The organism is Microbacterium sp. JC 701 (assembly GCF_021026215.1).
GTDB classification, from domain to species: Bacteria; Actinomycetota; Actinomycetes; order Actinomycetales; family Microbacteriaceae; genus Microbacterium; species Microbacterium algihabitans.
The window spans coordinates 432,927-445,199 of the sequence record NZ_JAJNCV010000002.1 but is presented as its reverse complement, the minus strand read 5'-3'; the positions used below and the strand labels follow the sequence as shown (position 1 = coordinate 445,199).

Here is a 12,273-nt window from a genome sequence, read left to right as displayed (position 1 = left end):
CCGAGCGAGTCGGGGCGTCGACGTCACCGCCGCGATCGCCGAAAGATCCCGGATGCCGTGAGGCCGCGGCATCCGGAAGCTCGATCACTCGCGCGGGACGCGCACCATGACCTCCTGGGCGACGCTCGCGACGAGGACGCCCTCGCGCGTGTAGATGCGTCCGGTCGACAGACCTCGGCCGCCGCGGGCGTTGGGCGACTCCTGCACGTAGAGCAGCCAGTCGTCGACGCGGGCCGGGCGATGCCACCACATCGCGTGGTCGAGACTTGCGACGCGGAGACCCGGCGCACTCCACGCGACGCCGTGCGCGCGCAGGATGGTCTCTTGAATGGTCAGGTCGCTGAGGTAGGCGAGGGCCGCGCGGTGCACGGCCGGGTCGTCGCCGACGGTACGACGCAGCTTCATCCACACGGCCTGCCGGGGAACGTGCGGTCCTTCGACCGTGGCGTACACGGATGACCCGACGTGACGCACGTCGACCGGGCTCGCCGACAGGATGCGGCGGCTGATCGGGTGCAGGCTCTCGGCGTCGACCGGCGCGGTGTCTTCGGGTTGCGGGATGCCCTCGGGCATAGGCTCGAAGTGCTCGAGGCCGGGGTCTTCGTCTTGGAACGACGCGATCATCGAGAAGATCGGCACGCCGGCCTGGAACGCCTGAGTGCGACGCGTCGAGAACGAGCGCCCGTCGTGGATGCGATCGACCGAGAACGTGATGCCGTCGGCGGGGTCACCGGGCCGCAGGAAATAGCCGTGCATCGAGTGCACCGTGCGCTCGGGCGGCAGGGTGCGAGAGGCCGCCACGATCGTCTGGGCGAGCACCTGCCCGCCGTAGACGCGGCCCGTGGGCATGGCCTGCGACACGCCCGTGAAGATGTCTTCGGTGGTCCGGGCGCCGGCGTCGCGGAGGTCGAGCACCGCGAGCAGAGACGCCACGGGATCGATGGCGTCGGTCACGCTGACTCCCGTTCCGGCGCGGCGAGGTGCGCACCACTTGCTAGTTTAGAGCGGGTGTCCGCCCGCCTGTTGTTCCCCGACCCGCAGGCGGCAGCCGACCTGCTCACCTTCGCCAGTCGCACGATCCGTCTCGGTGACGGAACGGTGCGTCTGCGTGCACGCGGCGGTGTGCTCGTGACGACCGCTGCGCCGCTCGCTCCCCGTGGACTGATGGACAGCACGCCCACCGTTCTCGGGTTGCGCGTGTCGGCCATCGACCCCGAGCTCGAGTGCGATGTCGTCGTGGACGCGTCGGCGCTGCTGCCCGCGGCCGACGATGCGAACGCCGTCGTGCTGCCCGAGACCGCCACGTCGCCGGCGTGGGCGGGCATCTCTCCGCCGCAGGGCGGGTGGGAGCAGACGGATGCCATCGACGCCGCCGTGCTCGCCGCGCGTGCCCAGTACGGGGTCGCCGCCGTCGCCGACGCCCTCCCCGCCGACGCGGGTGAGGACGTGGTGCGGGTCATCCGCGCGCAGGTGTGGGGACAGGCCGACGAGGCATTGGCCGGGTTGCCGCTGGGAGTGGCCTTCGCGGCCTTCGCGCTGGGCTTCATCGCCGGCGGCGAAGAGGCGCCCGTGCGCCGCAGCGGCGCGTGGACGCGCGTGAGCCTCGCCCGCGGGCACGTGCTTGTGCGTGGACCGGTGCGCTCGGGGCTGACCGCGGTGCGCGCCACCGGCAGCTGACCCGCACTCCCGGGCGTTCGTCCAGGAAGCGCAAAGGTGGCCGCCTTACGGTGGAGGACAGCAAGGGGAGTACTCCCGACACGGCGTATCCGTCATCACGAGTCCACGGTTGGATTCCGGGTAGGTCGGTCCGAAAGGGCGGAGGAGACCTTGACGTCGCGGCAGCATGCCGCCCGTCGAGAGGTATCCCCGTGGTCTCGTTCTCCCGTCTGTTCGACATCGCCTCCAAGGCCGCCGGCAAGGCCTCGGCCGCGAAGAGCAGCCCTTCCGCCTCGGGAAGCCGCGATTGGCGCGACATGGTCCGCTCGGCCGCCGACGCCGTGACCGGCGACGCGCGCACGCGGACCCCCGGCGCACCTCCCGCCGACGCCGCGGATCGGTACGCCCCGCCCGCGATGGGCCGCCGCACGGCATCCGGAACCGCCCTTTCAGCCGACGACCGCGCCGCCATCGCGCGCTACGACTACCTGCTGCGCACGGCCGACCCCGACCGCGTCGAGCAGATGCACCGCGAGGCCTTCGCCCGGCTCACCCCGGCGCAGCGCGCGCACGTGCGGGAGCGGATGGATGCCGAGCTCTCACCTCACGAGCGGCCCCGGTCCGACGCGCCCGACGACCTCGCGCGCACCGCGGCCCGGGCCGAGGCGGCGCGGCCGGGGCGCATGTCGTCCTTGCTCGCGAAGGCCGGGGAGGGTGGTCTGATCGGCGCCGGTGTCGTCGGCGCGGGCGGCCTGTTCGCCGCGGTGGCGGGAGGCGCGATCGTCAGCGCGGTCGCCGCGCCCCTGCTCGCCCAGGCGATGCAGTCCGGGGTCGACTTCACGGGGCTCGCGGAGGGCGTCGACCTGGAGGCCATGGCATCCGGAGTCGATCTGGCCTCGCTCGCCGAGGGAACGGGCATCGGCGAATGGGCCGGAGGGGCGCAGGACGCCGTGTCGGGAGCGGGCGACCAGATCAGCGGGTTCGGCGAGAGCCTGTCGAACTTCGACATCCCCGGCTTCGGAGACTTCCTCGGTCGGTGATCAGTCGCTCGCGCGGACGGGCAGCCCCGTATCGGGGCGCCCGTCCTGCTGCGGGCCGATACCGCGCGGCTCGAACGTGTTGACCATCGCGTAGGCGGCGCGCTCGAGGTAGTCCCACAGCGGCGCCTCGAACGCCGGCGGCAGCGCGATCTCGTCGACAGCGACGCGCATGTGCTGGAGCCAGCGGTCGCGCGCGTCGGGATCGACGTGGAACGGCATGTGGCGCATGCGCAGGCGCGGGTGTCCGCGCGTCTCGCCGTAGGTCGTGGGGCCGCCCCAGTACTGCGCGAGGAAGAGCGTGAGCCGTTCGGCGGCGGGACCGAGGTCTTCCTCGGGGTACATGGGCTTCAGCACCTCGTCGGAGGCGACGCCGCGGTAGAACGCGTCGACGAGTCGGCGGAAGGTGTCCATCCCACCGACCTGCTCGTAGAAGCTGACGGGCTCGGTCACGAGGTGCCTTCCTCATCGGCCCGCGTCGCCGGGGGCGTCGGCTTGGGCGCGTCGGTGCCGGGAGCGGTCTTTCCGGGGAGATCGAGGGTGGTCGTCGGGGCGGCGTCGTGCACCGGTGCCTTCGTGACTTTCGACTCGCCCGCCGCGTCGGCCTGCTCGTCGGTCACGTCGTGCTTGTTGCGGCGCGGGCGCCACACCGGGCGACTGGCGGCGGGGGAGACCGGGGTCTCCTTCGTCTTCGGCGGGTGGGCCCCGCGCACGCTCTGCGCGCCCTCGGCCCCGGTGAGCACGATCGAGTTCAGCTGGGGGAGCGCGATGCCCATCGCGTCGATCGCCCGCTTCAGCCGCGCACGCAGCTCACGGGCCACGTCGTCCTTCGCGCTCGAGCGGGTCTTCATGACGAGGCGGATGACGAGAGCGTCGCCGCTGATCGACTCCAGGCCCCAGATCTCGGGCTGCTCGATGATGCGCGAGCGCCACTTCGTCTCTTTGGCCATCGTCTTGGCGGCGGACAGCATCGCTTTCTCGACGTCGTCGATGTCGGCATCCACCGGCACGGCCAGGTCGATGATGACCCGCGACCAGCCCTGCGACATGTTGCCGATGCGCGTGATCTCGCCGTTGCGCACGTACCAGAGCGTGCCGTTGACGTCGCGGACGTGCGTGATGCGCACGCTGACGAACTCGACGATGCCGGTCGCGAGTCCCAGGTCGACGACGTCGCCGATGCCGATCTGGTCTTCGGCGACGATGAAGATGCCGTTCAGCACGTCTTTGACGATGTTCTGCGCGCCGAAGCCGAGGCCCGCGCCGATCGCCGCGGTGAGCAGCGTGAGCGAGGCGAGGGCGTTCGGGGCGACGATGCCGGCGATCCAGACGAGCGCCACGATCACGAGGATGACGTTGACGATGTTCTGCAGAATCGTGCCGAGCGTGCGCGTGCGCTGCACCAACCGCACGGCGCTGAGCGGGGAGCGGTCGAGGGCCTGCGTGTCGTCGACGCGGGCCTTGCTCTTCGCCCCGTTGACGATGCGGTCGACCACGCGGCGGATGATCACGCGCAGGATCCAGGCGGCGACGGCGATCCCGATGATGATCCCGAGGATCCGCAGCAGCACTCCGCCGAAGCCCAGCAGCTGATCGCCGATCCAGGCCCAGGTGTCGAGATTGGTCAGGTCGCTGGGGGAGGTGATCGTGGGCGACGGGGACGGTTCGAGGTTTTCGGCGAGTACGAACATCGGATCCAGACTAACGACGGATGCCTCGGCGCCACCTGAGCGCCGAGGCATCCGCCGGGGGTGTCACGCGTCGCGCGAGCGCAGCGCCACCCAGCCGAGCAGCAGCGGGCCGACGACCCACCCGGCCATCGTGAGAGCAGGTTCGAGCAGGTTCTCGGCCCCGGGGGAGGTCAGCTCGGCTGCCGCGTTGACGGGCAGGTACTTCGCCGACTCGAGCACCCACATCCAGTCGGGACCCGCGATCGAGAACAGGCTCAGCATGATCGGCAGCACGAACAGCACGCCCACGGTCGCCGCGATCGCGCCGGCGCCGCTGCGGATGAGGAAGCCGAAGCCGACACCCAGCAGGCTGAAAGACGCCATCGAGACCACACCCAGTGCGAGCGGCACGAGGGAGTCGGCCGGGCTCGCCCAGTCGATGCCCGTGCTCGTGAAGGGCGCGGTGACGACGATCGCGACGGCGTAGGTGACCACGGTGGTGGCCGCCATCGTGAGCGCCACGACGCAGGCTTTGGCCAGCAGCACGGCGCCGCGACGCGGCTCGGCGGTCAGGGTCGAGCGGATCATGCCGGTCGAGTACTCGCCGGTCACCACGATCGCGCCGAGAATGCCGGCGACCAGCATCGTGAATTGCGTGGGCGCGAGGATCACGTTCGTCGGCGCCATGCCGCCGCCCATGCCGCTGGTCGCGACGGCGATCAGCAGCGAGATGCCGACCGACAGCGCGGCCGTCACCCCGAGCGACCACCAGGTCGAGCGGAGGGTGAGGATCTTGATCGCCTCGCTGCGCAACAGGTGCGCGAAGCTCAGGCGGTGGGCGGATGCCGCGCGGCGAACCGGCGCGGAGGCGAGGGCGGTCATGCCAGCTCCTTGGTCTTGTACTCGACGGAGTCGTCGGTGAGGGCGAGGTAGGCGTCTTCGAGCGAGCCGACGCGAGGCGTCAGTTCGTGCAGCGGGATGCCGTGGGCGGCGGCGATGTCGCCGACCGTCTGCGGGGTGATGCCGGTGATCTGGACCGCGCCCGGCTCGACCGCCGAGATCGTGGCATCCGGCATCTTCAACGCCGCCACCAGGTCGTCGAGGCGGGGCGAACGCACGAGCAGCGTGGTCGTCGTCCAGGTGCGCACGAGCTCCTGCAGCGGAGCGTCAGCGAGCACGCGGCCGCGGCCCAGCACGATGACGTGGTCGGCGGTCTGCGACATCTCGCTCATGAGGTGGCTCGACAGCAGCACGGTGCGACCCTCTGCGGCGAGGTGCCGCACGAACTGGCGCACCCAGCGCACGCCCTCGGGGTCGAGGCCGTTGACGGGCTCGTCGAGGATCAGCGTGTGCGGGTCGCCGAGCAGGGCGGCCGCGATGCCGAGGCGCTGGCCCATGCCGAGCGAGAAGCCGCCCGCACGCTTGCCGGCGACCGAGGCGATGCCCGTGAGCTCGATGACCTCGTCGACCCGCTCACGGCCGATGCCGTGCGTGGCGGCCATGGCGCGCAGGTGGTTGCGGGCCGAGCGGCCCGTGTGGATCGCCTTGGCGTCGAGGAGGACACCGACTTCGGTCAGCGGGGAGCGCAGGCTGCGGTAGTCCTGGCCCGCGACCGTGACGCGTCCCGACGTGGGGCGGTCGAGGCCGACGATCATGCGCATCGTCGTCGACTTGCCCGCGCCGTTCGGACCGAGGAAGCCGGTGACCCGCCCCGGAGGCACCGTGAACGAGACGCCGTCGACGGCGGTCTTGTCGCCGTAACGCTTGGTGAGGTTGTCTGCAACGATCATGGTTCCACGTTAGGAACGACCACCCCGTCGCCGCGTCCGCCGTGGGGATGACCCTGCGCGACGAGAGGATGACCCGCAGACGACGGATGCCCCTCCCGAGGGGGAGGGGGCATCCGATCAGGCGTGGCGCATTACTGCGCGTCGCGCTCCTGCACGGCCAGCGCACGCTCGACACCGGCGAGGTTCTCGCCGACGAGGCGACGCAGCGCGGGGGCGGCGTCGGCGTTCTGCGACAGCCACTGACGCGTCGCGTCGCGCAGCGCCTTGTTCGCCAGGGCGGCGGGGTACAGGCCCACGATCAGGTACTGCGCGATCTGGTAGCTGCGCGACTCCCAGATGGGCAGCAGCATCGCGAAGTACGGCTCGACGAAGTCGGCCAGCACACCGACGGTGGTGGGGTTGGTGAACCCGGCGGCCGTCGATCGCACGATCGTGTTCGGCGCGTCGGCGCTGTCGATCAGCGACGACCAGGCCTCCTGCTTCGCCTCGTGCGAGGGCAGCGACGCCTTGGCCATGGCCGCGAACTCCCCGCCCTTGGCGGTGTTGTCCGCTGCGCGCGCCTCGTCGATGTCGGCGGCGGTGACCACGCCCGCCGAAGCGAGCGAGACGAACAGCTGCCACGACAGGTCGGTGTCGATCTCGAGGCCGTCGAGCGAGGTCGACCCGTCGCGCAGGGCCTTGACCGTCTCGGCGTGGGCCGGGGTGGAGGCCGCCGACGCGAACGCGGTGACGAACTGCAGCTGGCTGTCGCTGCCGGCCTCGGCCTTCTGCGCGAGCTCCCACAGGCCGTCGGCGACGCGCTCGCGCGCGGCGTCGCGGGTCGCGGGGGCCACGTACGAGTTCGCGGCGAGCTGCAGCTGGCCCAGCGTCGTGCGCACCGTGGTCGACTCGGTCTCGGAACCGATGTTCTGCAGCACCAGGTCGAGGTAGTCGGTGGCCGAGGCCTCGGCATCCCGCGTCTGGTCCCACGCCGCACCCCACACCAGCGAACGCGCGAGCGGGTCGGAGATGTCCTTCAGGTGCGCGATGGCGGTGGCCAGCGAGCGCTCGTCGAGACGGATCTTCGCGTAGGCGAGGTCGTCGTCGTTGAGCAGCACGAGGTCGGGACGACGGATGCCGCGGAGCTCGGCGACCTCGGTGCGATCGCCGTCGACGTCGAGCTCGACGCGGTGCACGCGCTCGAGGGCTCCCGCATCGTTCAGCGAGTAGAAGCCGACGCCGAGGCGGTGCGGACGGATCGTCGGGTAGTCGCTGGGCGCGGTCTGCACGATCGCGAACCTCGTAATGACGGTTCCTGAGCCTGTCGAAGGGTCGCCGGACTCTTCGATGAGCGGGGTGAGGGTGTTGACGCCCGCGGTCTCGAGCCACTTCTTGGCCCAGTCGCCCAGGTCGCGACCGCTCGTGGTCTCGAGCTCGGTGAGCAGGTCGCCCACCTCGGTGTTCGACCACTGGTGCTTCTGGAAGTACGCCGCGACGCCCGCGAAGAACTGCTCGATGCCCACCCAGGCGGCGAGCTGCTTGAGCACCGACCCGCCCTTGGCGTAGGTGATGCCGTCGAAGTTCACCTGCACGTCTTCGAGGTCGTTGATCTCGGCGACGACGGGGTGGGTCGAGGGGAGCTGATCCTGGCGATACGCCCAGGTCTTCTCCATCGCGTTGAAGGTCGTCCAGGCGGCCTCCCATTCGGTGGCCTCGGCGGTGGCGATCGTGGACGCCCACTCGGCGAACGACTCGTTCAGCCAGAGGTCGTTCCACCACTTCATGGTGACCAGGTCGCCGAACCACATGTGCGCGAGCTCGTGCAGGATCGTCACGACGCGACGTTCCTTCACGGCATCCGTCACCTTGCTGCGGAAGACGTAGGTCTCGGTGAAGGTGACGGCACCCGCGTTCTCCATGGCGCCGGCGTTGAACTCCGGCACGAAGAGCTGGTCGTACTTGGCGAACGGGTAGGGGAAGCCGAACTTCTCCTCGAAGTACGCGAAGCCCTGACGGGTCTTGTCGAAGACGTAGTCGGCGTCGAGGTACTGCCACAGGCTCTTGCGGGCGAACACGCCGAGGGGGATGACGCGGCCGTCGGCGCTCGTGAGCTCGCTGTAGGTGGCCTCGTAGGGACCGGCGACGAGAGCGGTGATGTACGACGAGATGCGCGGGGTGGCGGGGAAGTCCCAGCGGGCGGTGTCGTCGGAGACGGCGACCGGCTCGGGGGTGGGGGAGTTGGAGACGACCTTCCAGCGCGCGGGCGCGGTCACCGAGAAGGTGAAGGCGGCCTTGAGGTCGGGCTGCTCGAACACCGTGTACATGCGGCGCGAGTCGGGCACCTCGAACTGCGAGTAGAGGTACACCTCGCCGTCGACCGGGTCGACGAAGCGGTGCAGGCCCTCGCCGGTGTTGGTGTACTCGCAGTCGGCCTGGACGATCAGCTCGTTCTCGGCGGCGAGGCCCTCGAGCGCGATGCGCGAGTCGGCGAACACCTCGGACGGCTCGAGCGAGCGGCCGTTGAGCGTCACCGAGTGCACGGTACGGGCGATCAGGTCGATGAAGGTCGACGCGCCCTCGGTGGCGGCGAAGGTCACGACGGTGCGCGAGGAGAAGATCTCGTCGCCACGCGTGAGGTCGAGCTGCACGTGGTACTCGTGCGTGTCGACGATCGCGCGGCGCTCCTGCGCTTCGATGCGGGTCAGGTTCTCTCCTGGCACTGGCGTTCTCCCGGGGATCTGGGTGGATTGCGGACGACGCCATGGGCGTCACGACCGTCGACGCTGTTGGCGCCGACGACAACCGTATAAGCCTAGTAGCGAGATACCTCGCGTCCGGGCTCTTCATGCAGGTGCGAGGATGTGATCGTGAGCACGACCGACACGGACACCACCCCCGAGACCGTCCTCTATGCGTCTCCCGCCGCGGCATCCGGACCCAAGTGGGTCGAGACGCCCGTGGCGTACGACGGCATCCTCCTCGCCGGCTTCGGCGGGCCCGAGGGCCAAGACGACGTCATCCCCTTTCTGCGCAACGTCACCCGCGGACGCGGCATCCCCGATGAGCGCCTCGAAGAGGTCGCCCACCACTACCGCCACTTCGACGGCATCAGCCCGATCAACGCGCAGAACCGCGCGCTGAAGGCGGCGCTCGAAGCCGAGATCGAGAGGCGCGGACTGGGTCTTCCGGTCTACTGGGGCAACCGCAACTGGGGCCCCTACCTCGAAGAGGCCGTCACCGAGGCCGCCGGGTCCGGGCACACCACTCTGCTGGCCATCGCCACGAGCGCCTACAGCTCGTTCTCGAGCTGCCGCCAGTACCGCGAGGACTACGCCCGCGTGCTCGAGTCGACGGGCCTCGGCGAGACCGTGACCATCGACAAGGTGCGCCAGTTCTTCGACCACCCCGGCTTCGTCGACACGTTCGTCCGCGGAGTGAAAGACGCCGTGTCCGGCTTCGTCGCCGAGGGCATCGCGCCCGATAATATCCGCGTGCTCTTCTCCACGCACTCGATCCCGATGGCGGATGCCGAGCGCTCGGGCCCCCGTGATGGTGGGTTCGGCGAGGGCGGTGCCTACGAGGCGCAGCACAAGGCCGTCGCCGAGGTCGTCATGGCCGAGGTGGCGGATGCCGTGGCCACCGTCGAATGGGAGCTCGTCTACCAGTCGCGTTCGGGCCCGCCCACCCAGCCGTGGCTCGAGCCCGACGTCAACGACGTCATCGCCGAGCTGCCCGGCCGCGGCGTCGAAGCCGTCGCGATCGTGCCCCTCGGTTTCGTCAGCGACCACATGGAGGTGCTCTGGGACCTCGATACCGAGGCCATGGAGGCCGCGGAAGAGGCCGGCATCAAGGCCGTGCGCACCCCGACCCCCGGTGTCGACCCCGCGTACGTCTCGGGTCTGATCGACCTCGTCGAGGAGCGCCTCAAGGGCACCCCGAGGGCTGAGCGCCCGCACGTCACCGACCTCGGTCCCTGGTACGACGTGTGCCGCCCCGGCTGCTGCGAGAACATCCGCGCCGGGTTCAAGCCCGTGGCCGCGGGCATCCGCCCCTGACCACGCTCGACGCCGCCCGTCCCTTCCGAGGGGCGGGCGGCGTCGTCATGTCCGCCCTCGCTGTCCGCGGCTCTCAATAGGATTGGCCCATGCGCATCCACATCGGCACCGATCACGCCGGTCTCGAGTTCTCCACCCAGATCCAGCACCACCTCGCCTCGCAGGGGCACGAGGTCGTCGACCACGGGCCGATCGAGTACGACGCCCTCGACGACTACCCGGCCTTCTGCATCCGCGCGGCCCAGGCGGTCGTGCGCGACCAGGCGGCCGGCGTCGACGCCCTGGGCGTGGTGTTCGGCGGATCGGGCAACGGCGAGCAGATCGCCGCGAACAAGGTGCTCGGCGTGCGCGCTGCGCTCGTGTGGAACATCTCCACGGCCGAGCTCGCCCGCGAGCACAACGACGCCAACGTCATCTCGATCGGTGCGCGTCAGCACACGTTCGACGAGGCCGCGTCGTTCATCGACCGCTTCATCGCGACCCCCTTCTCAGGCGAGGAGCGTCACGCCCGTCGCATCGGCCAGCTGGCGGCGTTCGAGCAGGACGGGGTGCTGCTGCCCGACCCGCGCGCCGGCGAGAAGCCGAACACGATGACCGACGCCAGCGACTCGTTCGACCCCGAGGCAGGCTGATGCCCGAAGGGCATTCCGTCCACCGCATCGCGCGGCAGTTCGACCGCAACATCGTTGGGCGCACGGTCGCGGCATCCAGCCCCCAGGGGCGCTTCGCCGAAGGCGCGTCGGTCATCGACGGCCGCGAGGCGGTCGAGGTGCGTGCCGTGGCGAAGCAGATGTTCCTCCGTTTCGACGGCGACGTCTGGTTGCGGGTGCACCTCGGCATGTACGGCGCGTGGGACTTCTCGGGCGACGTGGTCGTCGATGCGACCATCGCCTCGGCCAATGGCCGCATGGGGCAGACGAACCAGCGCGGCACCGTGCTCGATGACGAGCCGATCCTGGATGCCGCGGGCGAGAACTCCCTGACCTCGATCGGCGCCCCGCGGCGCGCCCGCGTGCGCATGTCGGAGCAGACGACGGGGCTCGAGGAGCAGAACGAGTGGCCTCCGCCGGTGGTCGGGCAGGTGCGCCTGCGTCTGCTCACCGACACCACCTGTGCCGACCTGCGCGGGCCTACGGCGTGCGTGCTGCAGACCCCCGACGAGGTGCAGGCGACCATCGCCAAGCTCGGGCCCGACCCCCTCGTCGACGACCTCGCCGAGGGTGAGGAACGCTTCACCGCGACGGTGCGCAAGAAGCCCACGCCGATTGGCCTGCTGCTCATGGATCAGGCCGTCGTGAGCGGGATCGGCAACGTGTACCGCGCTGAACTGCTGTTCCGCGCGCGGCAGAACCCGCACACCCCGGGGCGCGACGTGCCCGAGGAGGTCGTACGCGGCATCTGGCGCGACTGGGCGACACTGCTGCCGATCGGCGTCGAGACCGGTCAGATGATGACGATGGACGGGCTCGACCCCGCCGCCTACCGGCGCGCGATGGCGCGCCGCGCCGACCGGCACTGGGTCTACCACCGCGAGGGGCTGCCCTGCCGCGTGTGCGGAACGGCGATCGTGATGGAGGAGGCAGCCGGGCGCAAGCTCTACTGGTGCCCGAAGTGCCAGGCGTGATGAGCGGTCGGGCGGGTGGCTGAGCCTGTCGAAGCCACCGGCGTCGCGTGGGTTGTGGTCGGGTAGGTGGCCGAGCCTGTCGAAGCCACCGGCGTCGCGTGGGTTGTGGTCGGGTAGGTGGCTGAGCCTGTCGAAGCCATCGGGCGTCGCGTGGGTTGTGGTCGGGCAGGTGGCTGAGCCTGTCGAAGCCACCGGCGTCGCGTGGGTTGTGGTCGGGTAGGTGGCTGAGCCTGTCGAAGCCATCGGGCGTCGCGGGGGTTGTGGTCGGGTAGGTGGCTGAGCCTGTCGAAGCCACCGGGCGTCTCATGGGTTGCGGTCCCTTCGGCAGGCTCAGGGACCTGGGTGCGTGCGCGGGTTCCGGTCCCTTCGACAAGCTCAGGGACCTGGGTGCGTGCGCGGGTTGCGGTCCCTTCGACAAGCTCAGGGACCTGGGTGCGTGCGCGGGTTGCGGTCCCTTCGACA

Annotated in this window: 11 protein-coding genes; 5 read left to right on the top strand and 6 right to left on the bottom strand. The window is 70.4% G+C overall.

The genetic code is table 11. The features are described 5' to 3' along the window. Positions 1–84 precede the first annotated feature (84 nt). On the bottom strand, positions 85–954 hold the full coding sequence (locus LPW41_RS10010; protein ID WP_230704722.1) for an acyl-CoA thioesterase II: 870 nt from the start codon (positions 952–954) through the stop codon (positions 85–87). A gap of 54 nt (positions 955–1,008) precedes the next feature. Between LPW41_RS10010 and LPW41_RS10005 the strand changes: the two genes are divergently transcribed. Continuing rightward, positions 1,009–1,677 carry a hypothetical protein gene (locus LPW41_RS10005; protein WP_144835013.1) on the top strand — a complete coding sequence of 223 codons (669 nt, stop codon included), beginning with the start codon at positions 1,009–1,011 and terminating at the stop codon, positions 1,675–1,677. A 191-nt stretch (positions 1,678–1,868) separates the two neighbouring features. Beyond that, the gene (locus tag LPW41_RS10000; protein ID WP_230704721.1) at positions 1,869–2,696 is read left to right on the top strand and encodes a DUF3106 domain-containing protein; all 828 of its coding nucleotides are present in this window, start codon (positions 1,869–1,871) and stop codon (positions 2,694–2,696) included. Here LPW41_RS10000 and LPW41_RS09995 read toward each other — a convergent pair whose 3' ends face one another. The 5 genes from LPW41_RS09995 to pepN all read right to left on the bottom strand — a co-directional run bounded on the left by LPW41_RS09995 (position 2,697) and on the right by pepN (position 8,852). Further along, the gene (locus LPW41_RS09995) at positions 2,697–3,146 is read right to left on the bottom strand and encodes a globin (protein WP_144835017.1); all 450 of its coding nucleotides are present in this window, start codon (positions 3,144–3,146) and stop codon (positions 2,697–2,699) included. It abuts the gene before it with no gap. Beyond that, a complete protein-coding gene (locus tag LPW41_RS09990; protein WP_144835019.1) occupies positions 3,143–4,384 on the bottom strand; it encodes a mechanosensitive ion channel family protein in 1,242 nt (413 codons plus the stop codon). Before LPW41_RS09990 ends, LPW41_RS09995 begins: the two co-directional genes overlap by 4 nt. Positions 4,385–4,447: 63 nt before the next feature. Beyond that, entirely contained in the window at positions 4,448–5,245 is a 798-nt protein-coding gene (locus LPW41_RS09985; RefSeq protein WP_144835021.1) for an ABC transporter permease subunit, read from the bottom strand. Beyond that, a complete protein-coding gene (locus tag LPW41_RS09980) occupies positions 5,242–6,153 on the bottom strand; it encodes an ABC transporter ATP-binding protein (RefSeq protein ID WP_144835023.1) in 912 nt (303 codons plus the stop codon). The genes LPW41_RS09985 and LPW41_RS09980 overlap by 4 nt, the downstream gene beginning before the upstream one ends. Before the next feature lie 131 nt (positions 6,154–6,284). Beyond that, the gene (gene pepN / locus LPW41_RS09975) at positions 6,285–8,852 is read right to left on the bottom strand and encodes an aminopeptidase N (RefSeq protein ID WP_230704720.1); all 2,568 of its coding nucleotides are present in this window, start codon (positions 8,850–8,852) and stop codon (positions 6,285–6,287) included. A 147-nt stretch (positions 8,853–8,999) separates the two neighbouring features. Here pepN and LPW41_RS09970 point away from each other — a divergent pair, with 147 nt between their 5' ends. The 3 genes from LPW41_RS09970 (at position 9,000) to LPW41_RS09960 (ending at position 11,811) form a co-directional block, all read left to right on the top strand. Then, positions 9,000–10,187, top strand: a complete 1,188-nt coding sequence (locus LPW41_RS09970; protein WP_144835027.1) for a ferrochelatase — start codon at positions 9,000–9,002, stop codon at positions 10,185–10,187. 89 nt (positions 10,188–10,276) lie between these two features. Beyond that, complete coding sequence (locus tag LPW41_RS09965; protein WP_144835029.1) at positions 10,277–10,819, top strand: ribose-5-phosphate isomerase; 543 nt, start codon at positions 10,277–10,279, stop codon at positions 10,817–10,819. Beyond that, positions 10,819–11,811, top strand: a complete 993-nt coding sequence (locus tag LPW41_RS09960; protein WP_144835031.1) for an Fpg/Nei family DNA glycosylase — start codon at positions 10,819–10,821, stop codon at positions 11,809–11,811. The genes LPW41_RS09965 and LPW41_RS09960 overlap by 1 nt, the downstream gene beginning before the upstream one ends. Positions 11,812–12,273: the final 462 nt, after the last annotated feature.

Bases quoted from the DNA above. Each gene is read 5' to 3' on its own strand.
- LPW41_RS09990 (WP_144835019.1), bottom strand. From the start codon at position 4,384: ATGTTCGTACTCGCCGAAAACCTCGAACCGTCCCCGTCGCCCACGATC.
- LPW41_RS09965 (WP_144835029.1), top strand. From the start codon at position 10,277: ATGCGCATCCACATCGGCACCGATCACGCCGGTCTCGAGTTCTCCACC.
- LPW41_RS09985 (WP_144835021.1), bottom strand. From the start codon at position 5,245: ATGACCGCCCTCGCCTCCGCGCCGGTTCGCCGCGCGGCATCCGCCCAC.
- LPW41_RS09980 (WP_144835023.1), bottom strand. From the start codon at position 6,153: ATGATCGTTGCAGACAACCTCACCAAGCGTTACGGCGACAAGACCGCC.
- LPW41_RS09960 (WP_144835031.1), top strand. From the start codon at position 10,819: ATGCCCGAAGGGCATTCCGTCCACCGCATCGCGCGGCAGTTCGACCGC.